General features: G+C 67.4%; 24 protein-coding genes. 7 read left to right on the top strand and 17 right to left on the bottom strand.

Features of this window, described 5'->3' with window-relative positions:
- Positions 1 to 2: 2 nt before the first annotated feature.
- The 3 genes from mreD to AC5P8F_RS04915 form a co-directional block, all read right to left on the bottom strand.
- Positions 3 to 488 (bottom strand): rod shape-determining protein MreD, encoded by a 486-nt coding sequence (mreD, locus tag AC5P8F_RS04925; protein WP_005419400.1) that lies wholly within the window; start codon positions 486 to 488, stop codon positions 3 to 5.
- Positions 485 to 1,582 (bottom strand): rod shape-determining protein MreC, encoded by a 1,098-nt coding sequence (mreC, locus tag AC5P8F_RS04920; protein ID WP_495227659.1) that lies wholly within the window; start codon positions 1,580 to 1,582, stop codon positions 485 to 487. The genes mreD and mreC overlap by 4 nt, the downstream gene beginning before the upstream one ends.
- 121 nt (positions 1,583 to 1,703) lie before the next feature.
- A complete protein-coding gene (locus tag AC5P8F_RS04915; protein WP_005419402.1) occupies positions 1,704 to 2,750 on the bottom strand; it encodes a rod shape-determining protein in 1,047 nt (348 codons plus the stop codon).
- Positions 2,751 to 3,033: 283 nt separating this feature from the next.
- Here AC5P8F_RS04915 and AC5P8F_RS04910 point away from each other — a divergent pair, with 283 nt between their 5' ends.
- On the top strand, positions 3,034 to 3,972 hold the full coding sequence (locus tag AC5P8F_RS04910) for a carbohydrate kinase family protein (RefSeq protein ID WP_005411078.1): 939 nt from the start codon (positions 3,034 to 3,036) through the stop codon (positions 3,970 to 3,972).
- 187 nt (positions 3,973 to 4,159) lie between these two features.
- Here the strand turns inward: AC5P8F_RS04910 and AC5P8F_RS04905 are convergent, their stop codons facing one another.
- The 4 genes from AC5P8F_RS04905 to ubiE all read right to left on the bottom strand — a co-directional run bounded on the left by AC5P8F_RS04905 (position 4,160) and on the right by ubiE (position 8,599).
- On the bottom strand, positions 4,160 to 4,780 hold the full coding sequence (locus AC5P8F_RS04905; RefSeq protein WP_049439974.1) for an HAD family hydrolase: 621 nt from the start codon (positions 4,778 to 4,780) through the stop codon (positions 4,160 to 4,162).
- Positions 4,780 to 5,511, bottom strand: a complete 732-nt coding sequence (locus AC5P8F_RS04900) for a hypothetical protein (RefSeq protein ID WP_495227657.1) — start codon at positions 5,509 to 5,511, stop codon at positions 4,780 to 4,782. The genes AC5P8F_RS04905 and AC5P8F_RS04900 overlap by 1 nt, the downstream gene beginning before the upstream one ends.
- A gap of 127 nt (positions 5,512 to 5,638) precedes the next feature.
- Entirely contained in the window at positions 5,639 to 7,567 is a 1,929-nt protein-coding gene (locus AC5P8F_RS04895) for a M1 family metallopeptidase (RefSeq protein ID WP_041863838.1), read from the bottom strand.
- 270 nt (positions 7,568 to 7,837) lie between these two features.
- A complete protein-coding gene (gene ubiE, locus AC5P8F_RS04890) occupies positions 7,838 to 8,599 on the bottom strand; it encodes a bifunctional demethylmenaquinone methyltransferase/2-methoxy-6-polyprenyl-1,4-benzoquinol methylase UbiE (RefSeq protein ID WP_005411082.1) in 762 nt (253 codons plus the stop codon).
- Positions 8,600 to 8,679: 80 nt separating this feature from the next.
- Here ubiE and AC5P8F_RS04885 point away from each other — a divergent pair, with 80 nt between their 5' ends.
- From AC5P8F_RS04885 to AC5P8F_RS04870, 4 genes are all read left to right on the top strand, one after another.
- Complete coding sequence (locus AC5P8F_RS04885; protein ID WP_005419409.1) at positions 8,680 to 9,132, top strand: nucleoside deaminase; 453 nt, start codon at positions 8,680 to 8,682, stop codon at positions 9,130 to 9,132.
- A gap of 199 nt (positions 9,133 to 9,331) precedes the next feature.
- Positions 9,332 to 9,592: a hypothetical protein gene (locus AC5P8F_RS04880; RefSeq protein WP_014648454.1), complete on the top strand. Its 261-nt coding sequence runs from the start codon at positions 9,332 to 9,334 to the stop codon at positions 9,590 to 9,592.
- A 75-nt stretch (positions 9,593 to 9,667) separates the two neighbouring features.
- On the top strand, positions 9,668 to 10,003 hold the full coding sequence (locus tag AC5P8F_RS04875) for a hypothetical protein (RefSeq protein ID WP_005411085.1): 336 nt from the start codon (positions 9,668 to 9,670) through the stop codon (positions 10,001 to 10,003).
- Between the two features lie 67 nt (positions 10,004 to 10,070).
- The gene (locus tag AC5P8F_RS04870) at positions 10,071 to 10,493 is read left to right on the top strand and encodes a low affinity iron permease family protein (protein ID WP_032961193.1); all 423 of its coding nucleotides are present in this window, start codon (positions 10,071 to 10,073) and stop codon (positions 10,491 to 10,493) included.
- Positions 10,494 to 10,635: 142 nt separating this feature from the next.
- Here the strand turns inward: AC5P8F_RS04870 and smeF are convergent, their stop codons facing one another.
- From smeF to smeD, 3 genes are all read right to left on the bottom strand, one after another.
- On the bottom strand, positions 10,636 to 12,036 hold the full coding sequence (gene smeF, locus AC5P8F_RS04865; protein ID WP_115444190.1) for a multidrug efflux RND transporter outer membrane subunit SmeF: 1,401 nt from the start codon (positions 12,034 to 12,036) through the stop codon (positions 10,636 to 10,638).
- Between the two features lie 92 nt (positions 12,037 to 12,128).
- Positions 12,129 to 15,251, bottom strand: coding sequence for a multidrug efflux RND transporter permease subunit SmeE (gene smeE / locus AC5P8F_RS04860; protein WP_014648457.1), 3,123 nt, complete (start codon positions 15,249 to 15,251; stop codon positions 12,129 to 12,131).
- A 12-nt stretch (positions 15,252 to 15,263) separates the two neighbouring features.
- Positions 15,264 to 16,448: a multidrug efflux RND transporter periplasmic adaptor subunit SmeD gene (gene smeD, locus AC5P8F_RS04855; RefSeq protein ID WP_014648458.1), complete on the bottom strand. Its 1,185-nt coding sequence runs from the start codon at positions 16,446 to 16,448 to the stop codon at positions 15,264 to 15,266.
- Positions 16,449 to 16,672: 224 nt separating this feature from the next.
- On the opposite strand from smeD, the gene smeT reads away from it, so the two are divergent.
- Together smeT and AC5P8F_RS04845 are read left to right on the top strand one after the other, a co-directional pair.
- A complete protein-coding gene (gene smeT, locus AC5P8F_RS04850) occupies positions 16,673 to 17,332 on the top strand; it encodes an efflux transporter SmeDEF transcriptional repressor SmeT (protein ID WP_032961200.1) in 660 nt (219 codons plus the stop codon).
- A gap of 46 nt (positions 17,333 to 17,378) precedes the next feature.
- Positions 17,379 to 18,371, top strand: coding sequence for a Gfo/Idh/MocA family protein (locus AC5P8F_RS04845; RefSeq protein WP_014648460.1), 993 nt, complete (start codon positions 17,379 to 17,381; stop codon positions 18,369 to 18,371).
- 96 nt (positions 18,372 to 18,467) lie between these two features.
- Here AC5P8F_RS04845 and hslU read toward each other — a convergent pair whose 3' ends face one another.
- The 7 genes from hslU to AC5P8F_RS04810 form a co-directional block, all read right to left on the bottom strand.
- The gene (gene hslU / locus AC5P8F_RS04840; protein WP_014648461.1) at positions 18,468 to 19,841 is read right to left on the bottom strand and encodes an ATP-dependent protease ATPase subunit HslU; all 1,374 of its coding nucleotides are present in this window, start codon (positions 19,839 to 19,841) and stop codon (positions 18,468 to 18,470) included.
- Between the two features lie 103 nt (positions 19,842 to 19,944).
- Entirely contained in the window at positions 19,945 to 20,496 is a 552-nt protein-coding gene (hslV, locus tag AC5P8F_RS04835; RefSeq protein WP_005411093.1) for an ATP-dependent protease subunit HslV, read from the bottom strand.
- A gap of 85 nt (positions 20,497 to 20,581) precedes the next feature.
- Positions 20,582 to 21,478, bottom strand: a complete 897-nt coding sequence (xerC, locus tag AC5P8F_RS04830; RefSeq protein ID WP_046432594.1) for a tyrosine recombinase XerC — start codon at positions 21,476 to 21,478, stop codon at positions 20,582 to 20,584.
- A gap of 16 nt (positions 21,479 to 21,494) precedes the next feature.
- Positions 21,495 to 22,169 (bottom strand): DUF484 family protein, encoded by a 675-nt coding sequence (locus AC5P8F_RS04825; protein WP_046432597.1) that lies wholly within the window; start codon positions 22,167 to 22,169, stop codon positions 21,495 to 21,497.
- The gene (dapF, locus tag AC5P8F_RS04820) at positions 22,166 to 23,017 is read right to left on the bottom strand and encodes a diaminopimelate epimerase (RefSeq protein ID WP_049439987.1); all 852 of its coding nucleotides are present in this window, start codon (positions 23,015 to 23,017) and stop codon (positions 22,166 to 22,168) included. The genes AC5P8F_RS04825 and dapF overlap by 4 nt, the downstream gene beginning before the upstream one ends.
- On the bottom strand, positions 23,010 to 23,282 hold the full coding sequence (gene lptM, locus AC5P8F_RS04815; RefSeq protein ID WP_014648465.1) for an LPS translocon maturation chaperone LptM: 273 nt from the start codon (positions 23,280 to 23,282) through the stop codon (positions 23,010 to 23,012). The genes dapF and lptM overlap by 8 nt, the downstream gene beginning before the upstream one ends.
- A gap of 82 nt (positions 23,283 to 23,364) precedes the next feature.
- A complete protein-coding gene (locus tag AC5P8F_RS04810; protein WP_014648466.1) occupies positions 23,365 to 23,793 on the bottom strand; it encodes a YbaN family protein in 429 nt (142 codons plus the stop codon).
- Positions 23,794 to 23,811: the final 18 nt, after the last annotated feature.

The following is a 23,811-nucleotide window of genomic DNA, read 5'->3' as shown; positions in this document are numbered from 1 at the left end:
GCTCAGCGCCCGCGCTTGCCGAAGCGCACCGCGTCCAGCAGCACGAACACCAGCGGCCACAGGCCCATGCCCAGCAGCGGTGCCCACCAGTACGACCACGGCAGGGTCGGCTCATCCACCACGATGTGGACCAGCGCGCTGACGATACGGTCGTTGAACAGCAGGCCGCCGATGGCCAGCATCTGCTGGGACATCGGGAAGAAGCGGATGCGGGCGCGGAAGCGCTGCAGGATGAAGGCCAGCATCACCAGCCGCAGCGCCTGTTCGCCCAGCACGCCGCCGTACAGCAGGTCGGCAACCACGCCGCTGGCGAAGGCGATGCCCAGGCCGACGCGCTCGGGGGCTTCGATGACCCAGTACGCCAGCACCAGCGCCAGCCAGTACGGGCGCAGCGGCTGCAGCAGCGCCGGCAACGGCAGCAGGCCCAGCAGCAGCGCCACCACCAGGCTGGCCGGCAGCACCCACGGGTTGTCGCGCAGGCGGCTCATCGCTGGGCCTCCGGCGTGGTCGGTTGCCGGCCAGCGGCCGGCACTACCGGAGCAGCAGGATCAGGCGAGGATGCGCGGGCAACAGTCCTCGTTTGCGACGAGGGCTGTTGCCGGCCAGCGGCCGGCACTACCGGGGAGCTGGCCGGAGCCGGCGTCGTTGCCGCTGGCGCGGCTCCCGCAGGCACGCTGGCGCCGGTGGCCGGCCCCCCCGGGGCGGGTTCTTCCAGCTGCAGGCGCAGTTCCGGCGGAATGCGGATCGCCGCGCCCGGGCGCAGCAGCAGCACGTCGCGGCCGCGGTCGAGCTGGGCCGCCGGCTTCAGTTCGCCGACCAGGAAGGCGTGGGTGTCGTCCGGGCGCAGGCCGGTGATGGTGCCGACCGGGAAGCCGGCCGGGAAGCGCCCGCCGAGGCCGGAGGTAACGATCTCATCGCCCACTTCCACGCCGGCGCTGAGCGGAATGTCGCGCAGCTCCAGCGTGTCGCCGCGGCCGTAGACGATCAGGCGCACGCCGTTGCGGGCCACGGTAACGGGCACCGCGTGGTCGGGGTCGGTCAGCAGCAGCACGGTGGAGGTGCCGCCGGTGACGCTGATCACCTGCCCCATCAAGCCGCCGGCATCGATCACCGCCTGGCCGACGTGCACGCCTTCGCGGGTGCCGGCGTCGAGCACCAGGCGCTGCTTCACCGGGTCCAGGTCGATGTCCAGGATCGGCGCCAGCTGCACGTCCAGGCCGCTGCGCTCGGCCACGTTCAGCAGTTCGCGCAGCTGGGCATTGTCCAGCGCGGCGGTCTGCAGGCGGGTCAGGCGCGCGTTGGCCAGCAGCAGCTGGTTGCGCAGTTCGCGATTCTCGGTCACCAGCTGGGTATGGCTGGCGGCGGAATCCTTGACCTGGTTGCCGAGCTTGCCGGGCAGGCCGGCCAGCGCCCATACCGGCTGCACCAGGCTGTTGGCCTGCTCGCGCAGGCGCGCCAGCCAGCCGGCCTGGTCATCGAGCACGATCAGGGTGATGGCCAACGCGAGATAGGCCAGCAACCGCAGGGGGCTGGCGGCATCACCGGATCGGGAGGCAACGGGAGGACCGGCGTAGGGCGGCACGGCAACGATTCAACTGGCAGAAGGCGAAAGGGAAACACGCGGGCGCCCCGCCGGTGCCGGCCCGCCATCACGGCGGGCCGCACCCCGGAAGGGCGCGGCGGGCAGGAACGGCCGGGACGGCTTATTCCGGCGCAAAGAACTCGTTGCCGTGCATGTCCACCAGCTCCAGCGCACGGCCGCCACCGCGGGCCACGCAGGTCAGCGGATCGTCGGCCACCTGCACGTGCAGGCCGGTTTCCTCGGAGATCAGGCGGTCCAGATCGCGCAGCAGGGCGCCACCACCGGTCAGCACGATGCCGCGCTCGGCGACGTCGGCGCACAGTTCCGGCGGGGTCTGCTCCAGCGCCAGCTTGACCGCGCTGACGATGCCCGACAGCGGCTCGTGCAGGGCCTCGAGCACCTCGTTGGAGCTGATCTTGATCATCTTCGGCACGCCCTCGGCGAGGTTGCGGCCGGAGATTTCCATCTCGATCACTTCCGCCTGCGGGTAGGCGCAGCCCAGCTCGACCTTGATGCGCTCGGCGGTGGCTTCACCGATCAGCATGCCGTGGTTGCGGCGCACGTAGTTGGTGATCGACTCGTCGAAGCGGTCGCCGCCGATGCGGACCGAGGCCGAATAGACGATGCCGTTGAGCGAGATCACCGCCACTTCGGTGGTGCCGCCGCCGATGTCGATGACCATCGAGCCACGGGCCTCGGTGACCGGCATGCCGGCGCCGATCGCGGCCGCCATCGGTTCTTCGATCAGGAACACGTCACGGGCACCGGCTTCCTCGGCCGATTCCTTGATCGCGCGGCGCTCGACCTGGGTCGAGCCGGCCGGCACGCAGACCAGCACGCGCGGGCTCGGGCGCAGCACGCGCGATTTGTGCACCTTCTTGATGAAGTGCTTGAGCATCGCCTCGGTGTAGGTGAAGTCGGCGATGACGCCGTCCTTCATCGGGCGGATGGTGGTGATGTGACCCGGGGTACGGCCCAGCATCTGCTTGGCTTCGGCGCCCACGGCTGCCACCGAGCGGGTGCCACCGATGGCACGGTCCTGGCGCACGGCCACGACCGACGGCTCGTTCAGCACGATCCCCTGCCCGCGCACGTAGATGAGGGTGTTGGCCGTGCCCAGGTCGATGGACAGGTCGTTGGAGAACATGCCACGGAGTTTCTTGAACATCTGAGGAAGGAGTCCTGAGGGGTGTCGTGCCCGCCGCGGGATGGCGAAAAAATGGGCAGAAATCGAGGCCGACAAGCCTAGCAACCCGCCTGCCGCCGAGCAAGGAAAAAACTAGCTGAACCCGCGTCTTCACAGGCTTTCGGCCTGATCGGGCATCACCCGGTTCTGGCCCTGAGCGGCACCAGCGGGTAACCTTTGCGCCGTCGGGCGCCCAAGGGCGCCGTTTGCTTGCCCGCTGAACCGGGCTGGCCCACCCCAAAATTCACCGCATAGGCTTACATCGATGTCCGCTCTGATCTGTGGTTCTCTTGCCTTCGACACCATCATGGTGTTTCCGGACCAGTTCAAGAATCACATCCTGCCGGACAAGGTGCACATCCTGAACGTGTCCTTCCTGGTGCCGCGCATGCGCCGCGAGTTCGGCGGCTGCGCCGGCAACATCGCCTACAACCTGCACCTGCTGGGCGGCCAGCCGATCCCGATGGGCACCGTGGGTTCGGACTTCGGCCCGTACCGCGAGTACTTCGAAGGCCTGGGCATCGACCTGTCGCGCGTGCGCGTGATCGATGAGCTGTTCACCCCGCAGGCGTTCATCACCACCGACCACGACAACAACCAGATCACCGCCTTCCACCCGGGCGCGATGATGCGTTCCTACGAGAACCATGTGCGCGGCGTGCCGGGCGTGACCCTGGGCCTGGTCGGCCCGGACGGCCGCGAAGGCATGATCCAGAACGCGCAGGAATTCCACGAGGACGGCATCCCGTTCATCTTCGACCCGGGCCAGGCCATGCCGCTGTTCAACGGCCCGGAGCTGCGCGCCTTCATCGACCAGGCCGACTACGTGGTGGTCAACGACTACGAGTCGAACCTGCTGCAGGAGCGCACCGGCTGGGACGAAAAGGAGATCGTCAGCCGGGTCAAGGCCTACATCACCACCCGCGGCCCGAAGGGCGCGGTCATCCACACCCCGGAAAAGAGCTACGACATCCCGCCGGCGCACGAGCGCCGCGTGGTCGACCCGACCGGCTGTGGCGACGCCTTCCGCGCCGGCCTGATCTACGGCATCCAGAAGGGCTACGACTGGCTGACCATCGGCCGCATGGGCAACCTGATGGGCGCACTGAAGGTCGAGCACCCGGGCACGCAGAACCAGCGCTTCACCTTCGATGAGTTCAACGAGCAGTTCAAGCAGCAGTTCGGTTACGCGCTGGGCGCGTAAACCGAACTGCCCGCGCATCGCTCGGTGGGTGTCGACCTGGGTCGACACTGCCGGCCGGCGGCCGGCACTACCGGAACTTCCGACCGACACGTTGCCTGCTCTCTGTAGAGCCGAGCCCATGCTCGGCTTGCGCGCGCCTGCGCGATCTGACCGCAGAGCAGCCGAGCGTGGGCTCGGCTCTACACGGTCATGCGGCCTGCCAGGCCGCCAACAGCGCGCGGCAATCGGCGAAATGCCAGTCGGCACGGCCGGGCCACGGGTTTTCCGGCAGGTTGACCAGTACGGTATGGGCGCCCGCGGCGCGGCCGCACTCCAGGTCGTAGGCGTGGTCGCCGACCATCACCGCCTCCCTCGCTGCAATGCCCCAGCGCCGCAGGTGCTGCTGCAGGCCATCCGGCGAGGGCTTGGGCACCGCTTCATCACGGCCGACGATGTCGGCATCATCGAACAGTTCCCCGACCCCGATCGCGTCCAGCGTCAGCTTCGCCAGCGCATGATCGTTGCGGGTCAGGATGCCCAGCCGGCAACCGTCGGCTGCCAGCGCACGCAGCAGCGTCACCGCACCCGGCGCCGGCAGCGCCTCCTCGGCCAGCACACGTTCGTGATCCAGCAGCCACTCACGCTTGGCCTGCGCCGGCGCATCCGGCAACGCTGCGATATGGTCCAGGATGTCCTCCTCGGCCGCGATCTGCAGCGCACGGCGGATCGCGGCGAAATCATGCACGGCGACGGTCAGCGTACCATCCATGTCGAAGATCCAGTGCCGGATCGCGGACAACGCGTGCACTGCGCTGCCCGTCGCGATCATCACTGCCACCACTGCGGCATGCGACTGGCGTCGACACCGCCGGTCTCGAACACGGCCGTACGCGTGCCGCCAGCCTTGACCGGGAACTCGATGCTGATCGACTTGCCCTTGCGCGCCAGCTTCCACAACGCCTTCTGGTCGGTGATGAACAGGGCGATGGCTTCATCGGTCTTCGGGCGCCAGGCCGCCATCGACACCGGCTTGCCATCGTCCACGGTCACCTTCACCGTGCACTGCGGGCAGCGGAAATCGCCGGCCTGCAGCACCAGGTAAGCGTGCCGCTTCCACTCCGGGTGATCGCGGAACACCAGCTGCACCGGCTTGGCGCCGCTGCCATCCACGTCCACCCGTTCCTTGCTGTAGATCTGCGCCGAAACCTGGTTGCCCTTGTTGCCCACCGGGATCTGGTTGTACCGCCACAGCGCCTGCATGCGGCGCAGGTCGCGCGCGGCATCGCCCTTGGCCTTGACCTCGTCGAAGCCCGCGGCGATGCGCTCGGCGGCGGCGGTGTCCTTGTACTGGTCCAGCAGCGAGGCGCCATGCAGGCGCGCGCGTTCCCAGTCCTGCGCGGCCACGGCCATGTCGTACTGCTTGGCCACGTCCTCGGCCTTGGCTTCCTTCTGCGCCTGCACGGCGGCCGCGGCGGCTTCCTGCGCCTTGCGCTCTTCCTCGGGGTTGCTGCAGGCGGCCAGGGCCAGGGTGCAGGCGGTGAGCAGGATCAGTCGTTTCATGGCGGAGGTCCTATGCGAGTGCATCCCGATTCTATCGGCAGCGAAAAGCGGATACAGCAACGGCGGGTTTCCCCGCCGTAGCTGGTGAAGCAGTGACCGGTTGCCGGCCAGCGGCCGGCACCACCGGTTACTTGGCTTCAGCCTTGGCCAGCATGTCCTGGACCGAGGCCGTGGTGATCGGGTGGTAGCCCGGCTTGGCCTTTTCAAAGGCCTGCTTGGCCAGCTCCAGCCCCTTCGGGGTCTTCACCAGTTCGGCGTAGATCGGCAGGATCAGCTTGCGACGGCCGACGCGCTCGATGAACGCGGCAGCACCTTCATTGGCCTGCTCGTAGCCGCTGCGGATCGCCAGCGGGTACCAGCGCATGGCGATCTCGCCATTCGGGGTGCCGGTGAAGTGGAACGCCTTGTCCAGCGTGGCCAGCTTGTCCAGCGGCTGGGTCGCACCCAGGCCGTCGATGAAGCGCACCCATTCCTGCGTGCTCCAGTCGGCGATGACCTGGCTGCTCGGCACGGTGCCGGCGCTGGCGAAGGCAATGCGCGCGGTATCGACGCTGCTGAAGTTGCGCGACTGCGCCTTGGCCGCGAACGCCGGAATGCCCGGCTCGTCCAGCCACGCCTTCAGTTCGGCCTCGGTCACTGCCGAGGGATTCTTCGGCAGCAGGTTCTTCTTCATGTACGCGACGAACTGGTCGGTGTTCGCGCTCTGGAAGGCATGGTCATCGAACCAGCCGCGCAGGAACGGATCGAAGGTCTCGCGGCCGAAGCGCTGCTCCAGGAATTCCAGGAACCACGAACCCTTGACGTAGGCGACCTGGCTGAGGGCTTCGTCGGGGTCACGCTCGTTCAGCGGCGGCAGCGCCAGCGCCTGGTCGGCCGGGCTCATGTCCTTCACTTCGGCCAGCAGGTCGGTCTGGTCGATCTGCTTCTCCATCTCGGCCATCTCCTTGCCGTACAGGGCTTCGGTGATGCGGCCCTGGACGTAGGTGGTGAAGCCTTCATTGAGCCAGATGTCCTTCCAGCTGGCGTTGGTCACCAGGTTGCCCGACCAGCTGTGCGCCAGTTCATGGGCGACCAGCGAGACCAGCGACTTGTCACCGACGATCACGGTCGGGGTGGCGAAGGTCAGGCGCGGATTCTCCATGCCGCCGAACGGGAACGACGGCGGCAGCACCAGCATGTCGTAGCGGCCCCAGCGGTATTCGCCGTAGAGCTTCTCGGCGGCACCGATCATCTTCTCGGTGTCTTCGAATTCCTTGGCGGCCTTGTTGACCATGGTCGGCTCGGCCCAGACGCCGGAGCGGCCGGAGATCGGCTCGAACACCAGGTCGCCGGCGGCGATGGCCAGCAGGTAGGACGGAATCGGCTGCGGCATCTTGAAGGTGTAGTCACCGTCACGCGCGGCCTTCGGATCGTTGTCGGCGCTCATCAGCACCATCACGTCCGGGCGCGAGACCACGTGCGCGCTGTAGGTGAAACGCACGCTCGGGGTGTCCTGCAGCGGCACCCAGGAGCGGGCGTGGATGGCCTGCGACTGGCTGAACATGAAGGGCAGCTTCTTGCCTTCGGTCATCGACGGCGCCAGCCACTGCAGGCCCGAGGCGGTCGGTGCGGTGTGGTAGGTCACTTCCACCTTGGCCGGCTGTTCCGGGGTCTCGATTGTCAGCTTGCTGCCGAACACCTTGTCGACCGGGGCCAGCGCGAACTGCAGCGGGCTGCGCGCGCCATCGGCACCGACGGCCTCGACCTTGGACACGGTCAGCTCGCGGGTGTCGAGCACCAGCTGCCTGGCGTCCTTCTGCTTCCATTCCAGGGTGTAGGTGGCGGTGCCGCCGATCTGCTTCTGGTCGAAGTCCAGCTTCAGATCCAGTGCGATGTCCTTGATGACGACCTTGTCCGGCTCGGCGTACGAGCTTTCGTCGTGGCTGCGGTTCTCGGCGTTCACGGGGGCGGCGGGGGCCTTTGCGGCAGTCGGGGCGGCGGCGGGCGCGGCCGCCTCCTGGGAGCAGCCGGCGGCCAGGGCCACGGCCAGCGGAAGGAGCATCAGCGGATTACGCATGAATCGGGACCGTTACGGGGATCAAACCCCAATGGTACCTCCCTCCGGCCGCGCAGGCGTTGCGCGGTGCGGGGTAATGCAGGCCGGGGCCGTTCCTGCGCCTCCGGCGCATGCCAACCAAGGTTGGCATCTACAGGCAGGTGCCCACCTTGGTTGGCACGGATCCATCAACGCACGCGGCAGGCCCGTGCCGACCAAGGTCGGCACCTACCAGAGCGGATGACCGCAGCGGGCGAGTGCCAACCAAGTTGGCACCCACCAGAGCAGGGCTTACAGCTTGTAGCCGGAGTGGATCGAGACGATGCCGCCGGTCAGGTTCTTGTAGTGGCAGCGCTCGAAGCCGGCCTGCCCCATCATCGCCTTCAGTTCGTCCTGCGGCGGGTGCTTGCGGATGCTCTCGGCCAGGTACTGGTAGCTGTCCGAATCGTTGGCGAACAGCTTGCCCAGCTTGGGCAGGATCTTGAACGAGTGGAAGTCGTAGATCGGCTTGAACCAGTCCGCGGTGACTTCGGAGAATTCCAGCACGCGGGCCTGGCCGCCCACCTTCAGCACGCGGTACATCTCGCGCAGGCCAGCGTCCTTGTCGGTCACGTTGCGCAGGCCGAAGGCAATGGTGACCAGATCGAAGCTGTTGTCCGGGAACGGCAGGGCTTCGGCGTTGCACTGCACGTAGTCCAGGCCGAGCACGAGGCCGCGGTTGGTCAGGCGGTCACGGCCGACCGACAGCATGCCGGCGTTGATGTCGCCCAGCACCACCGAGCCCTCGGCGCCGACGCGCTCCTTCAGCAGGGCGGCGATGTCGCCGGTGCCGCCGGCCAGGTCGAGCACGCGGTCGCCCGGCTTCACCTGCGCGGTGGCCACGTAGTAGCGCTTCCACGCCCGGTGCACGCCCAGGCTCATCAGGTCGTTCATCAGGTCGTAGTTGCGCGCGACCGAGGTGAACACCTGGCCGACCAGCTTCTGCTTGTCCTTGGCGGCGACGTCGCGGAACCCGAAATGGGTGGTACCGGCTTTGTAGGGGGATTCGCTCATGGCCCCGATTATCGCACCGCCGGGGGCCAGCGGCACCCCCTGCCCGTATGATGGCGGGCCACGACTTACCGGAGCCCCGCATGATCACCACGCCCGACTACCAGGCCCTGCTGCAGACCGCCATCGCCGAAGCCCGCCAGGGCCTGGCCGAGGGCGGCGTGCCGATCGGCGCGGCGCTGTACCACAACGACGGCCGCCTCCTCGGCTGCGGCCACAACCGCCGCGTGCAGGAAGGCGACCCGTCGGTGCATGGGGAAACCGACGCCTTCCGCAAGGCCGGCCGCCAGCGCCGTTACCAGGACACCATCATGGTCACCACCCTGGCCCCGTGCTGGTACTGCTCGGGGCTGGTGCGCCAGTTCAACATCGGCACCGTGGTGGTGGGCGAATCGCGCACCTTCCAGGGCGGCATCGACTGGCTGCGCGAAAACGGCGTCAACGTGATCGACCTGGACAACCAGGAATGCGTGGACCTGCTGGGCGATTTCATCAGCCGTCATCCCGACATCTGGAACGAGGACATCGGCGAATGAGCCACGCGCGCTCGTCTCTGCAACACATTTAATGAACGCTTCAGCGCCGGTGCGCCCTTGTGCCGGCGGCCTTTGCGGGCATCGGCGTGACCGCGCGCACAGTCAGCCAGGCCACGCGCACACATTGCGGTAACACCCCACGCGGCTGACACGCCTACGGTGGGTTCACCGGGGCACCCGTTCCCCGGCGGAGCCAGCCATGTGCGCGCACGCCGTACGCCCTACGACAGACCCGATCCTCGATCCGATCCGCGAACGCTTGCAGCAGCAATATGCGCTGCACCGGCGCGGCGCGCCGTTCTGGACTGCCTATCAGCACATGCAACTGGAGCTGGTCCGCCGCCACCCGCTCGACCACGAACGCCTGTGCAATGCGATGGCCACTCTGGCCGAAGACCTCGGTGCGGTCGAACATGCGCAGTTGATCGGCCATGCCAACGCAGGCTCCACATCCCGCTGACGCGGCATGCACCGCCATATACGCCACACTCGGATGAACCCCCACTCCCTTTCCACTCAACCGAACTGGATTGTCATGCACGCTGAAGTCCCCACCATTCCTCCGGTCATCAACGTTGACGCCGAGCTTGACCACTGGCGCCGCCAACATGCCGAAGGCGCACTGCCGCACAACTCGTTCGGCTCGTACGTGCCGTGGATCAAGTTCGCCTGTGATTCGCTGATCACCCAGCCGCGCGCCAGCGAGGCCGAACGTGACGAGATGTTCCAGACCCAATACGCCCTGCAGATCATGCCGCGGCTGAGCGAAGCCCAGGCCCGTGAGTTCGTCGACCGTTGCTGGCAGCACGTCTACCAGAGCAGCCCGGTGCGCAGCCTGCAGGCGCCACGACTGCAGCGCATGCGCGCCTGACCGCCGCTGCACAACCCCTGCACGGGCCACTGCCGATCATCCTCGTCACCTGAGTGGGACGACGACGATGAAAGCACGCAACCTGTTCAATACGATCGCCAAGAAGGCCGCGGCCGCCACCGGCTCGCCGTGGACCTTCCTGGCTGCAGTAGCGATCGTGGTGATCTGGGGCATCAGTGGCCCGGTGTTCGGTTTCAACGACACCTGGCAGCTGGTGATCAACACCGGCACCACCATCATCACCTTCCTGATGGTGTTCCTGATCCAGCACACGCAGAACGCGGATACTGCCGCGATGCAGATCAAGCTGGACGAGCTGATCCGGGCGACGGCCGAAGCCAACAACGAACTGTTGGATCTGGAAGAACTGGATGAAGCGCGCCTGGAAGAGATCCGCGCCGAGTACGAGCAGATGGCGCGCGAAGCCGGCGATGCGCTGGCGCGCGTTCGCGCCTGCCATGCGGCGCGGCGCGACGATGAAGCGGTATAGCAGGCCTCCGAATGACAATGCCGGCCAACGGCCGGCACTACCCTCGATCTCCAGGCAGGTGCCAACCTTGGTTGGCACAGGGCCAGCCGCCTGCGCTGACGCATCCGTGCCAACCAAGGTTGGCACCTACCAGAAGCACTGCTTACCCGCGCTCGTGCCAGCCGCCGCCCAGCACCTTGTACAGGGTGATGCGGTTGGCCTGCTGCGCCAGCTGCGCCTGCAGCTGGGTCTGCTGCGCGTTGTAGGCGGTACGCCGCGCGTCAAGCAGGGTGACAAAGCTGTCCAGCCCCGCGTCGTAGCGTGCCTGCGACAGGCGATTGGCCTGTTCGGCCGCTTCCACCAGGCGCTGCTGTGAACTCACCTGCTCATCCAGGCTGACATTCAACGCCAGCGCATCGGCCGTTTCGCGGAATCCCACCTGGATCGACTTCTCGTACTGCGCCAGTGCGATATCACGATCCGCGTTGGCGATGGCCAGGTTGGCGCGCAGCTTGCCGCCCTGGAAGATCGGCAGGGTGATCTTCGGCAGGAAGCTCCACACACGGGTGCCGCTGTCGAACAGGTTGGACAGTTCGCTGGAGCCGCTGCCGATGCTGCCGGTCAGCGAGATGCTCGGGAAGAACGCTGCGCGTGCCGCACCGATGTTGGCATTGGCGGCCAGCAGCTGGTGTTCGGCGGCCATGATGTCCGGGCGCTGCAGCAGCACGTCGCTGGGCAGGCCGGCCGGCGGCGGGGCCAGCGCCAGCAGCTGCGGTTCGATGCTGTCCGGCAGCAGTGCCGGATCGAGCTGGCCACCGGCCAGCAGCGCCAGTGCGTTGCGGTCCTGGGCCAGCTGGCCGCGCAGGCGCGCGGCATCGGTGCGTGCGGTCTCGACCAGGGTACGGGTCTGGGTCAGCTCCAGCGCCGAACTGCCGCCGCGTTCGTGGCGGGCCTCGGCCAGGCGCAGCGAATCCTCGTAGGTCTTCAGCGTGGCATCGGCGATCTTCAGCCGCTGCGCATCAGCCCCATAGGTCAGCCACGCGGTGGCGGTCTCGGCCACCAGGCTCAGCTGCGCGTTGCGGCGGTTGGCAGCCACGGCGAAGTACTGCTGCAGCGCCGCCTCGCTGAGGTTGCGCACGCGACCGAACAGGTCCAGCTCGAACTCGGCCACACCCACGCCCGCGCTGAACTGCTCGGTGACACCGGCATCGGTACCACGGCGGTCCATCTGGCCGGTCACGGCCACGCCGGGCACGCGATCGGCGCGCTGCACGCGGTACTGGCCACGCGCGCGCTCGACATTGAGCACGGCCACGCGCAGGTCGCGGTTGTTCTGCAGCGACTGCTCGATCACCTGCTGCAGGCGCGCATCGGTGAAGAAATCGCGCCAGCCGACGGCGGCGACATCGGCCACCTCGCCCTGCGCGGCCTCGGCCGGCCACTGCGCAGGAATCGCCGGAGCGACGGCGGTGTTCTTCGGCGCCAGGGTGGAGCAGCCGGCCAGCGCGAGCGTGGCGGCAATGGAGAGGAACAGGGATGCACTTTTCATGGGGATCACTTCCATCGGTACTGCCGGATGGCAGGAGGCAGTGCCGGCCAGCGGCCGGCACTACCGTTTCGATAACGCCAGCCTGAGGCCGGCATGACCGCTACAGGTCACGTCGTGGATCTGCGCTTGAACACGCGCTGCACCACCACGAAGAACAGCGGCACGAAGAACACGCCGAGCACGGTGCCGACGATCATGCCGCCGAGCACGCCGGTGCCGATCGCCTGCTTGGCGCCGGAGCCGGCACCGGTGGAGATCGCCAGCGGTACCACGCCCATGCCGAAGGCCAGCGAGGTCATCACGATCGGGCGCAGGCGGTCGCGCACGGCGTGCATGATCGACTCGATCAGGCTGGCGCCCTTTTCCAGGTTTTCCTTGGCGAACTCGACGATCAGGATCGCGTTCTTGCTGGTCAGGCCCACCGTGGTCAGCATCGCCACCTGGAAGTAGATGTCGCGCTCCAGGCCCTTGAAGGTGTTGGCCAGCACCGCGCCGAGGATACCCAGCGGGGCCGCCAGCAGCACCGCGGTCGGTACGCTCCAGCTTTCATACATCGCGGCCAGGCACAGGAACACGATCATCAGCGACAGCGTGTACAGCAGCGGCGTCTGCGAGCCGGCCTGGCGTTCCTGGTAGGACATCGCCGTCCATTCGATGCCGAAACCCGCCGGCAGCTGCTTGGCCAGCTGTTCGATCTCGGCCATGGCATCACCGGAGGCGACACCCGGGGCCGGTTCGCCCTGGATTTCCATTGCCGACACACCGTTGTAGCGTTCCAGGCGCGGCGAACCGTAATCCCAGTGCTTGGTAGCGAAGGCGCTGAACGGCACCATCTCACCCTTGTCGTTCTTCACGGACCAGAGATCGAAGTCCTCCGGCACCATGCGGAACGCCTGGTCGGCCTGCACGAACACGCGCTTGACGCGGCCACGATCGACGAAGTCATCGATGTACGAGCTGCCCCACGCGGCTGCCAGCGTGCCGTTGATCTGGTCGATCGACAGTCCCAGCGAGGTCGCCTTGGCCGCGTCGATGTCGATGCGGAACTGCGGCGTGTCTTCCTGGCCGTTCGGGCGTACGTTGGCCAGCTTCTTGCTGCCTGCGGCCAGGCCGAGCAGCTGGTTGCGCGCGGCCACCAGTGCCTCGTGGCCCTGGCCGCTGTTGTCCTTCAGGAAGAAGGTGTAGCCCGAGGCGGTCCCCAGCTCCGGAATGGCCGGCGGCGGGAAGGCGAAGATGAAGGCATCCTTGATCTGGCCCAGGGCCGCCATCGCACGTCCGGTGATCGGCATCACGCCATTGTCGGCGTCACGCTCGCTCCAGTCCTTCAGCTTGACGAACGCCATGCCCGCGTTCTGGCCCATGCCGGCGAAGCTGAAGCCCTGCACGGAGAACACCGAGTCCACCGCATCCTTCTCGTTCTGCAGGAAGTGGTTTTCCAGTGCCGCGATCGATTCCAGCGTGCGTTCCTGGGTGGCACCGACCGGCGCCTGCACCAGCGCCATCAGCACACCCTGGTCTTCGTTGGGCAGGAACGAGCTGGGCAGGCGCACGAACAGCACGCCCATCAGCACGAACAAGGCCGCCACGATGCCCATGAAGCGCCACGGACGGTGGATGATGCCGCGCACGCCGCGCTGGTAGCTTTCGCTGGTGCGATCGAAGCCACGGTTGAAGCCATTGAAGAAGCGACCGGCCAGGCCACGGTGGGCGACGTGGTGCTCACCCTTCTTCAGTGGCTTGAGCATGGTCGCGCACAGTGCCGGGGTCAGCACGATCGCCACCAGCACCGACAACGCCATCGCAGAGACAATCGTGGCCGAGAACTGGCGATAGATCACGCCGGTGGAGCCGCTCATGAAGGCCATCGGCACGAACACCGCCGACAGCACCAGGCCGATACCCACCAGCGCACCGGTGATCTGGCCCATCGACTTACGGGTCGCTTCGAGCGGCGACAGCCCTTCCTCGGACATGATGCGCTCGACGTTCTCCACCACCACGATGGCATCGTCCACCAGCAGGCCGATCGCCAGCACCATCGCGAACATGGTCAGCATGTTCACCGAGAAGCCCAGCATCGCCAGCACGCCGAAGGTACCCAGCAGCACCACCGGCACGGCGATGGTCGGGATCAGGGTGGCGCGGAAGTTCTGCAGGAACAGGTACATCACCACGAACACCAGCACGATCGCTTCGATCAGGGTCTGCACCACGCCCTTGATCGACACGCGCACGAACGGGGTGGTGTCGTACGGGATCTCGGCCTTCAGGCCGGCCGGGAAGAAGCCCTTCATGTCTTCCAGCGCGGCATCCACACCGGCCGCGGTATCCAGCGCGTTGGCGCCGGTGGCCAGGGTGACCGCCAGGCCACTGGCCGGCTGGCCGTTGTAGCGGGTGACGAAGTCGTAGGACTCGGCACCCAGCTCGACGCGGGCGACATCACCCAGGCGCAGCTCGGCACCGTCCTGCGCACCGCGCACGATGATGTTTCGGAACTGTTCCGGGGTCTGCAGGCGCGACTGCGCGTTGATGGTGGCGTTGAGCTGCTGGCCCTTCACCGACGGCGCACCGCCGAGCTGGCCGATCGCCACCTGGGCGTTCTGCGCCTTGATCGCGGCGGTCACTTCCGGCACCGACAGGCCATAGGTATGCAGCTTGTTCGGGTCCAGCCAGATGCGCATGGCGTACTTGCCACCGAACACCTGGATGTTGCCCACGCCCGGCACGCGGCTCAGGCGGTCGACGACATTGGAACCGACGTAGTCGGCGATGTCGTTGGCGTCCATGCTGCCGTTCTCGGACACGAACGCGATGACGTTCAGGAAGCCCGAGCTGGACTTGGCCACGTTGATGCCCTGCCGCTGCACTTCCTGCGGCAGCAGCGGCATGGCCAGCTGCAGCTTGTTCTGCACCTGCACCTGGGCGATATCCGGGTTGGTGCCGCTCTCGAAGGTCAGGGTGATGGTGGCCTGGCCGTTGGACGAGCTGTTGGAGGAGAAGTAGATCAGGCCATCAAGGCCCTTCATGTTCTGCTCGATGATCTGCGTCACCGAGTCCTCGACCACCTTGGCCGATGCACCCGGGTAGGTGGCACTGATTTCCACCGCCGGCGGTGCGACGTTGGGGTACATCGAGACCGGCAGCTTGAACAGCGCCAGGCCGCCGGCGAGCATGATGATGATGGCGATCACCCACGCAAAGATGGGTCGATCGATGAAAAAGCGTGCCATGGGGTTCTCCGCTTACTTCGCGTCGCCGGCCGGGGCGGCAGGCTGGGCGGCTGCCGCCGGCTTGGCCGGTGCGTCGCCCTTCTCGGTGGCCTTGACCGGCATGCCGGGGCCGATCTTCTGCAGGCCTTCGACGATGACCTTGTCACCGGCCTTCAGGCCGTCCTCGACCAGCCACTTGTCGCCGACCGTGCGGCTGACCTTGACCGGGCGCACTTCGACCTTGTTGTCCTTGCCGACCACCATCGCGGTGGTGTCGCCCTTCGGATCGCGCGCGATGCCCTGCATCGGCACCAGCACCGCGTCGCTGCGCACGCCGCCGCCGATCACCGCACGCACGTACATGCCCGGCATCAGCAGGCCGTCCGGGTTGTCCACCTTCACGCGCAGGCCGAAGCTGCCGGTGGTCGGATCGACGCTGACTTCGGAGAACTCCAGCGTGCCCTTGTGCTCGAAGGTGCTGCCGTCTTCCATCAGGATGCTGACCGGCAGGGTCTGGTTGTCCTGCAGGCGGCCGGCGGCCAGTTCGCGGCGCAGCTGCAGCAGCTCGGCCGAGGACTGGGTCAGGTCGACATAGATCGGGTCCAGCTGCTGCACGGTGGCCAGTGCGTTGGCCTGGCCGGCGCTGACCAGCGCACCCTGGGTGACGCTGGACTTGCCGATGCGGCCGCTGATCGGCGCGGTGATGCGGGCGTAGCCCAGGGTGACGTTGGCCGCATCCAGCGAGGCCTTGGCGGCACCGACGTCGGCCTCGGCCTGCTTCTGCGCGGCGACGGCGTTCTCCAGGTCCTGCTGGCTGACCGCATCGACCTTGGCCAGCTCGGTGATGCGCTTGGCACTCAGGCGCGCGGCATTGGCGGTGGCTTCGGCGCGGGCCAGCTGGGCGCGGGCGTTGTTGGCCTGGGCCCGGTAGCTGGCATCGTCGAGCTGGTACAGCGGCTCGCCGGCCTTGACCATGCCGCCCTCGGTAAACAGGCGCTTGGCCACGATGCCATTGACCTGCGGGCGCACTTCGGCGACCAGGAAGGCATTGGTACGGCCCGGCAGTTCGCGGGTCAGGCCCACGGTCTCGGACTTCAGCGTGACCACGGTGACGTCACCCGGGCCCTGCTCGGGGGCCTGGGGTTGGCCGCCGCAGGCAGCCACGGTCGCGGCGATTGCCAGCGACAGTGCAAAGGGTCGGATTCGGCTCAGCAACATGACGGAAAGGCTCTTGGAGGAAGGAATCTCAGAGGGAGCTGATATCGATGGACGTTCCCCTTCCGGTGAAAGCCCGCAGATCGCGCCCACCCGGGTGGAGTGGGCGCCAGACCGGCCTGCCACGCACACGACGGGAATGATGGGTGCGAAATATACATACATGCTTGTTTGTTTGTAAACCGGTACAATTCAGCCACGTTTCACCCGCACTCGTACCCACACCCATGGCCCGCAAGACCAAAGAGGACACCCAGGCAACCCGGGAAGGCATCCTTGACGCCGCCGAAGCCTGCTTCCATGAACACGGCGTGGCCCGTACCACGCTGGAGATGATCGGTGCCCGCGCCGGCTACACCCGTGGCGCGGTCTACTGGCACTTCAAGAACAAGAGCGAGGTGCTGGCCGCCATCGTCGAGCGCGTGCACCTGCCCTTCATGCAGGAACTGGAGCGCACCTCCACCGACCAGCGCGACACCCCGGTGCACGACCTGCGCGCGGTAATGATCCACTCGTTCATCGAGCTGTCCGAGGACGAGCGCCTGCGCAAGACCATGGAGATCATGCTGCGCAGCGATGCGTCGGCGGACACCAGGGTGCTGACCGAAATGCAGCAGGCCGGATTCCGCGATGCGCTGGACCGGATGGAGCGTGCCCTGCGCCGCGCCCGCGATCTGGGCCAGCTGCGCGAAGGCGCCGACCCGAAAATCGCCGCGCGCATGCTGCACGCCACCGTGCTGGGCGTGCTGCACGGCGCGATGGTCGAACCGGAACTGATGGACCTCAAGCGCGACGGCATGCTCGCGCTGGACATGACCCTGGCCGCCTACGTGAAGGATGGTGTGTTCGTTCCCGGCACCGTCCCCGAGCCGCTGCCCGAGGCGTGAACGAGGCTGCTCCCATCACTGCGGCACCCCCTGCAAGGGCAGATCGATGATCCTGGACAACGTGGTGTGGGGCTTCATCGGGTGTGGCAGCGTCACCGAGAAGAAGAGCGGGCCAGCCCTGGCCAACACGCCGGGCTCACGGGTAGTGGCGGTCATGCGCCGCAATGCCGCATTGGCCGAAGACTATGCACGCCGCCACGCGATTCCGCGCTGGTACGCGGACGCCGATGCACTCATCGCCGATCCGGAGGTGAACGCGGTCTACGTTGCAACACCGCCCTCCACGCACATGCACTACGCATTGCAGGCGATTGCTGCGGGCAAGCCGGTCTACATCGAAAAGCCGATGGCCATGGACCACGACGAGTGCCAGCGCATCATCGCGGCCAGCGCCCGCAGCGGCGTGCCCGTGTTCGTGGCCTACTACCGCCGTGCCCTGCCCCGCTTCGCACAGGTGAAGCAGCTGCTGGACGACGGCGCGATCGGCACAGTGCGCGCCGTGCGCGCCACCCTGCACCGGCCGCATTCAGTGGATGCCGCATCGCCTGACTTCTGGCGGACCAACCCCGCGATCGCCGGCGGCGGGCTGTTCGTCGACCTGGGCTCGCATACCCTGGACCTGCTCGACCATCTGCTGGGGCCGCTGAGCGATGTGCGTGGCCTGGCCAGCTCGTTGACCGGCGCCTACGCCGCCGAGGACAGCGTCTCGATGTGCTTCCGCACCGGGACGGGGACGCACGGCATCGCGCAATGGAGCTTCTGCGCGTTCCGCCGCCAGGATCAGATCGAGATCACCGGCGACCGTGGCCAGCTGCGCTTTGCCACCTTCGAGGACGTTCCGGTGGAGCTGGAAACCGAAGCGGGCGTGCAGGCCTTCGACATCCCGAACCCGTCGTCGATCCAGCAGCCGTTGATCGCCTCCCTCGTGGACGAACTGCGCGGCAACGGGCACTCGCCCTCGAACGGCATCAGCGCCGCCCGCACCAGTGCAGTGATCGACCAGGTGCTGCGGGACTACCGCACCCGGCAATCGCACTGACCGCACAGGAAAAAGGCCGCCTTGCGGCGGCCTTTTCTGTTGCAGTGGGCGGGGTCAGCGCCCTCGCCACGGCGAGGGATCCGACCCCACCGGGCATTACAGGATGTAGCGGCTCAGGTCCGGGTCCTGCACCAGCTCACCCAGGTGCTTGTCAACGTAGGCGCTGTCGATGGCCAGGGTTTCGCCGTCGCGGTCCGGTGCCTCGTAGCTGAGCGAATCCAGCAGGCGCTCCAGCACCGTATGCAGGCGACGCGCGCCGATGTTTTCCTGGCGTTCGTTCACCTGGAAAGCGATCTCGGCCAGACGATCAATGGCATCGGCAGTGAAGCTGACCTTGACGCCTTCGGTGGCCAGCAGTGCTTCGTACTGCTTGGTCAGCGCGGCCTTCGGTTCGGTCAGGATGCGCACGAAATCGTTCTTGCTCAGCGCACCCAGCTCCACGCGGATCGGGAAGCGGCCCTGCAGCTCCGGAATCAGGTCGCTGGGCTTGGCCAGGTGGAACGCGCCCGACGCGATGAACAGGATGTGGTCGGTCTTGATCGTGCCGTACTTGGTGGACACGTTGGAGCCTTCCACCAGCGGCAGCAGGTCGCGCTGCACGCCTTCGCGCGACACGTCACCACCACCCACGTTGTCGCCACGCTTGGCGACCTTGTCGATCTCGTCGATGAAGACGATGCCGTGCTGCTCGCAGGCCTCGATCGCGGCGGTGCGGATGTCGTCCTCGTTGACCAGCTTGCCCGCTTCTTCCTCGATCAGCAGCGGGCGCGCGGCCTTGATGGTCAGCGTGCGCTTGTGCGCCTTGGCGCCGCCGCCGAGGTTGGCGAACATCGACTTCAGCTGCTGGCCCATTTCCTCCATGCCCGGCGGGGTCATGATGTCCATGCTGACGTTTGCGGCCAGGTCGAGTTCGATCTCGCGCTCGTCCAGCTCACCGTTGCGCAGCATCTTGCGGAACTTGATGCGGGTCTCGTTGTCCTGCGCCGACGGCTCGTTGCGGGCGACTTCCGGATCGAAGCCGATGCCACCGCTGCGGCGCGGCAGCAGCGCATCCAGGATGCGGTCTTCGGCACGCTCTTCGGCCTGGGTGCGTACGCGCACCTTGGCCTGTTCGCGATAGAGCTTGACCGCGGTATCGGCCAGGTCGCGGATGATCTGCTCGACGTCCTTGCCGACGTAGCCGACTTCGGTGAAGCGGGTGGCTTCGACCTTCACGAACGGCGCGTTGGCCAGCGTGGCCAGGCGACGCGCGATCTCGGTCTTGCCGACGCCGGTCGGGCCGATCATCAGGATGTTCTTCGGCATCACTTCATTGCGCAGCTCGGGCACCAGCTGCATGCGGCGCCAGCGGTTGCGCAGGGCGATGGCCACGGCGCGCTTGGCGTCGTGCTGGCCGACGATGTGCCGGTCCAGTTCCTGCACGATCTCGCGCGGGGTCATGGTGGCGGAGGAAACTTCGATCTTCGACATGGATGTGCTCACGGATTCTTTGTCGGTAGTGCCGGCCGCTGGCCGGCAACCAGGCACGCGTGCGGGGGATCATGAGGTTGCCGGCCAGCGCCCGACGCTACCCTCACAGCTCCTCGACCACCACGTTGCGGTTGGTGTAGATGCAGATGTCGCCGGCGATGCCGATCGCTTCGCTGGCGATGGTGCGCGCATCCAGTTCGGTGTGCGCCATCAAGGCGCGTGCGGCCGACAGTGCATACGAGCCACCCGAGCCGATGGCGATGATGCCGTCCTCCGGCTCGATCACATCGCCGGTGCCGCTGATGATCAGCGAGGTTTCCTTGTCGGCCACCGCCAACAGGGCTTCCAGCTTGCCGAGGCGGCGCTCGGTGCGCCAATCCTTGGCCAGTTCGACCGCAGCACGCTGCAGCTGGCCATGCTTTTCCAGCTTGGCCTCGAACAGCTCGAACAAGGTGAAGGCATCGGCGGCGGCACCGGCGAAGCCGGCCAGCACCTGGCCATCACGGCCGAGGCGGCGCACCTTGCGCGCGTTGCCCTTCATCACGGTGTGGCCCAGCGTGACCTGGCCGTCGCCGGCAATGGCCACGTGCTCGCCGCGACGGACGCAGACGATGGTGGTGGCGTGGAAAACGTTGGGGTTCTGACTGGGGTCCATGATGCCTCCGGGGTGACAGAACCAGAGGTGGGGACTGCGCTGCGCCCTTCAAGCCACCCGCGACCGGCTGCCGCAGGGGCAACGTTCAGCTTTCTCCGCTGCCCTCGTTGCTGCGTCGACGCTTCGCGCGCGGATGCGCGGCGTCGTAGACCTTGGCCAGGTGCTGGAAATCGAGGTGGGTATAGATCTGCGTGGTGGCTATGTCGGCGTGGCCCAGCAGCTCCTGCACACCGCGCAGGTCGCCGGACGATTCCAGGATGTGGCTGGCGAAACTGTGCCGCAGCATGTGCGGGTGCACGTGCTTGAACAGGCCCTGGCGCTGCGCCAGCTGGCGGATGCGGATCTGCACTGCACGCTGGCTGATCGGCCCGTTGCGGCCGGGGAACACCGGCGAGGCCGGGCCGCCCCCACTTTCCGTGCGCCACGCCTGCAGGGCTTCGCGCGCGGGCCGGCCGAACGGCACCCGGCGCTGGCGGTTGCCCTTGCCCAGCACGTTCACCAACCCGCTGTCGAAATCCAGATCGCGCCAGGTCAGCGCGCAGACTTCGCTCAGGCGCAGGCCAGAGGAATAGAACAGTTCCAGCAACGCGCGGTCACGGCGGCCGAGCTCACCCTCCGGCTCCAGCTCGACCAGCTGCACCGCCTCATCGGCGTCGAGGACCTGTGGCAACCGGCGCGGTGCGCGCGGTGCCTTCAGCGTCGCTGCCGGGCTGACCTCGATACGCCCGTGCTTGAGCAGCCAGGCATAGAAGCTTCGGCAGGCCGACAGGCGGCGCTGCAGGCTCTTGGCCGACAGGCCACGCCGGTGCTCGTCGGCAACGAACTGGCGCACGGCCTCGGCATCCAGTGCCTCCACCGCCACGCCACGCGGCTCGGCCCAGGCCGACAGCGCGTCCAGGTCGCGGCGGTAGGCGTCGAGCGTATGCGCCGACATCCGCCGCTCCACCTGCAGGTGCTGCAGGAAGGCCTGTACCGCGCTCATCGTCGTCGCAACCTGCTCAGCCCGGGAAGCGCTTCAGGCCAGTGACCAGCGCGTCGCCCATCATGCGCAGGAACAACGTCCCCATGCCCGGGTAGAAGCGGTTCGGGTCGTGGCTGCCGACCGCGATCAGGCCCACGCCCGGTAGCGGCAGCAGCGCGGTGGTCTGCACTTCCTCGCTGCGCACGCCGTACAGCACGGCATTCTTTTCCGGCTGCAGGCGGCCGCAGATCGGCTCGCCATCGTTCAGGCAATCGCGGAACGGGCCCAGCTGCGGATCATCCGCGGCAATCACCCGCAGCCAGTCGGCCTGTTCCAGCCCGGCCACTGGCGTGTGCACCACCAGCCGCACCAGGTCGCCGGCGAAGTCTTCCTGCAGCGAGGCGGCCATCGCGCGCAGGGTGTCAGCCGCGTTGTCCTGCTTCATCAGCGCCAGGGTCAGCTGGTGCGTGCGCACCGCCAGGCGCTCATTGACCTGGGCGGTCGCGCCCAGATCGGCCAACCGTCGTGCCAGCTCGCGGTTCTTCTCGCGCAGCACTTCCAGCTGGTAGCTGGCCAGCGACGCGGTCGGGCCGTCGTCACGCGGCACCACCAGGGTCAGGGCCAGGTCCGGGAACTGCTTGAGGAAGCCGGGATGACGCCGCAACCAGGCAGCGACTTCATGGGCCCCGAGCTTGTCGACGGTTTCGGTCATGCGATCCACTCCCCTTCGAAGACGAATGCGGTCGGGCCCGCCATCACCACCGGCTGGCCATCGCCCGGCCACTGGATGCGCAGGTCGCCACCGGGCAGGCTGATGCGGGCATCGCGCTGCAGGCGACCGCGCTGCATCAGGGTCACCGCGGCGGCACAGGCACCACTGCCGCAGGCCAGGGTCTCGCCGACACCGCGCTCGAACACGCGCAGGCGGGCGTGGGCCGGGCTCATCACCTGGGCGAAGCCCACGTTCACCGAGCGCGGGAACGACGCATGCTGCTGCAGCAGCGCACCGACGCGCTCGACCGGTGCAGCATCGACCAGGCCCACTTCGATCACCGCATGCGGGTTGCCCATCGACACCGCGGCGAAGCGTACGCTCTCGCCCTGCAGCGGCAGCAGGTATTCCTCGCGCGCGTGCGCAAAGCCCATCAGCGGCACGTTGGCCGGCTCGAAGGCGGGCACGCCCATCGTCACCGCAAACTGCCCTTCGCCCAGCACCTTCACTTCATGGCTGGCCAGCGGGCTGTCGATGACGAATGCACCGCCCTGCGCACTGCCCTCGCGCACCAGCCAGGCGGCGATGCAGCGCGCGCCGTTGCCGCACTGCTCGGAATTGGAGCCGTCGGCATTCCAGATGCGGTACGAGGCCACCGAACCGTCCGCACGCGGTGCCTCGATGGTCAGGATCTGGTCGCAGCCAACGCCGGTGTGGCGGTCGGCCAGGCGCGCGGCCAGCTCGGGCGTGGGCGGTGCGGTGCCGTCACGCAGGTCGATCACTACGAAATCATTGCCCGCGCCATGCATCTTGCTGAAACGCAGGGCCCTGGAACCGGCCTTACTCATTCCCGCTGCCCGCCTTCTTCGCGGGCGTTGGCGCCGGCTGGGTGGCCGGTGCGGCCGGCTCCACGGTCGTGGCCGGGGTGCCGCTGCCCTGGGTCTGCGGCGCGGTCGCCTCGGTGGCGGGCTCGGCAGCGGGTTCGACGGTTTCTTCCACCGGCACCGGCTTCTGCGGCAGTACCAGCGGGCCCTTGTTGCCGCAGGCGGCGAGGAGCAGCAGCGAGGCCGCTGCCAGCGGAATCAGGATGGCGTTTCGATGGGGGATCTTCATGCCCCGAGTATAGCCATTGGCGGCTGAGCGGTTGGTGCAGGGAATCGGGTGGCCGGCCAGCGGCCGGCACTGCCGCCGGCGCTCAATCCGCGGGCGGTGGTGGCAGCGGCCGCGTCCACAGCCAGATTGCGACCACGGTCATGCTGCCGATCGAGAACCACTTCACCCAGGCGATCGGCACGCACCACAGCATGATGCCGGCGCATACCGCCATGGTGATCGTGGCCATCCACTTGCCGTAGCGGCTGACCGCCCCGTGTGCCTGCCAGTTGGCGATGGCCGGGCCGAAACGCGGATGCTGCAGCAGCCAGGTATGCAGGCGCTCCGAACCGCGCGAGGCGGCCCAGGCCGAGATCAGGATGAATACGGTGGTCGGCAGCCCCGGAACGAAGATGCCGACGATGCCGGTGCCCAGGCTGACGTACGCCAGCAGCCACCATGCCCAGCGGAAACGCACCACGCGCGGCGGCGTGGCGCTATCGCGGGGTGCAGATGGCTCGGGCTGGCTCATGGCCGCAAGGATACCGGT

The sequence above is a fragment of the Stenotrophomonas sp. YJH_SMC_69 genome (assembly GCF_059370495.1).
This window is presented reverse-complemented; position numbering and strand designations above follow the sequence as displayed.

Excerpts from the sequence above, each read along its gene's own strand:
- mreD (WP_005419400.1), bottom strand. The coding sequence starts at position 488 with ATGAGCCGCCTGCGCGACAACCCGTGGGTGCTGCCGGCCAGCCTGGTG.
- AC5P8F_RS04915 (WP_005419402.1), bottom strand. The coding sequence starts at position 2,750 with ATGTTCAAGAAACTCCGTGGCATGTTCTCCAACGACCTGTCCATCGAC.
- AC5P8F_RS04910 (WP_005411078.1), top strand. The coding sequence starts at position 3,034 with ATGTCCGCTCTGATCTGTGGTTCTCTTGCCTTCGACACCATCATGGTG.
- AC5P8F_RS04905 (WP_049439974.1), bottom strand. The coding sequence starts at position 4,780 with ATGATCGCGACGGGCAGCGCAGTGCACGCGTTGTCCGCGATCCGGCAC.
- AC5P8F_RS04900 (WP_495227657.1), bottom strand. The coding sequence starts at position 5,511 with ATGAAACGACTGATCCTGCTCACCGCCTGCACCCTGGCCCTGGCCGCC.
- AC5P8F_RS04895 (WP_041863838.1), bottom strand. The coding sequence starts at position 7,567 with ATGCGTAATCCGCTGATGCTCCTTCCGCTGGCCGTGGCCCTGGCCGCC.
- ubiE (WP_005411082.1), bottom strand. The coding sequence starts at position 8,599 with ATGAGCGAATCCCCCTACAAAGCCGGTACCACCCATTTCGGGTTCCGC.
- AC5P8F_RS04885 (WP_005419409.1), top strand. The coding sequence starts at position 8,680 with ATGATCACCACGCCCGACTACCAGGCCCTGCTGCAGACCGCCATCGCC.
- AC5P8F_RS04880 (WP_014648454.1), top strand. The coding sequence starts at position 9,332 with ATGTGCGCGCACGCCGTACGCCCTACGACAGACCCGATCCTCGATCCG.
- AC5P8F_RS04875 (WP_005411085.1), top strand. The coding sequence starts at position 9,668 with ATGCACGCTGAAGTCCCCACCATTCCTCCGGTCATCAACGTTGACGCC.
- AC5P8F_RS04870 (WP_032961193.1), top strand. The coding sequence starts at position 10,071 with ATGAAAGCACGCAACCTGTTCAATACGATCGCCAAGAAGGCCGCGGCC.
- smeF (WP_115444190.1), bottom strand. The coding sequence starts at position 12,036 with ATGGAAGTGATCCCCATGAAAAGTGCATCCCTGTTCCTCTCCATTGCC.
- smeE (WP_014648457.1), bottom strand. The coding sequence starts at position 15,251 with ATGGCACGCTTTTTCATCGATCGACCCATCTTTGCGTGGGTGATCGCC.
- smeD (WP_014648458.1), bottom strand. The coding sequence starts at position 16,448 with ATGTTGCTGAGCCGAATCCGACCCTTTGCACTGTCGCTGGCAATCGCC.
- smeT (WP_032961200.1), top strand. The coding sequence starts at position 16,673 with ATGGCCCGCAAGACCAAAGAGGACACCCAGGCAACCCGGGAAGGCATC.
- AC5P8F_RS04845 (WP_014648460.1), top strand. The coding sequence starts at position 17,379 with ATGATCCTGGACAACGTGGTGTGGGGCTTCATCGGGTGTGGCAGCGTC.
- hslU (WP_014648461.1), bottom strand. The coding sequence starts at position 19,841 with ATGTCGAAGATCGAAGTTTCCTCCGCCACCATGACCCCGCGCGAGATC.
- hslV (WP_005411093.1), bottom strand. The coding sequence starts at position 20,496 with ATGGACCCCAGTCAGAACCCCAACGTTTTCCACGCCACCACCATCGTC.
- xerC (WP_046432594.1), bottom strand. The coding sequence starts at position 21,478 with ATGAGCGCGGTACAGGCCTTCCTGCAGCACCTGCAGGTGGAGCGGCGG.
- AC5P8F_RS04825 (WP_046432597.1), bottom strand. The coding sequence starts at position 22,169 with ATGACCGAAACCGTCGACAAGCTCGGGGCCCATGAAGTCGCTGCCTGG.
- dapF (WP_049439987.1), bottom strand. The coding sequence starts at position 23,017 with ATGAGTAAGGCCGGTTCCAGGGCCCTGCGTTTCAGCAAGATGCATGGC.
- lptM (WP_014648465.1), bottom strand. The coding sequence starts at position 23,282 with ATGAAGATCCCCCATCGAAACGCCATCCTGATTCCGCTGGCAGCGGCC.
- AC5P8F_RS04810 (WP_014648466.1), bottom strand. The coding sequence starts at position 23,793 with ATGAGCCAGCCCGAGCCATCTGCACCCCGCGATAGCGCCACGCCGCCG.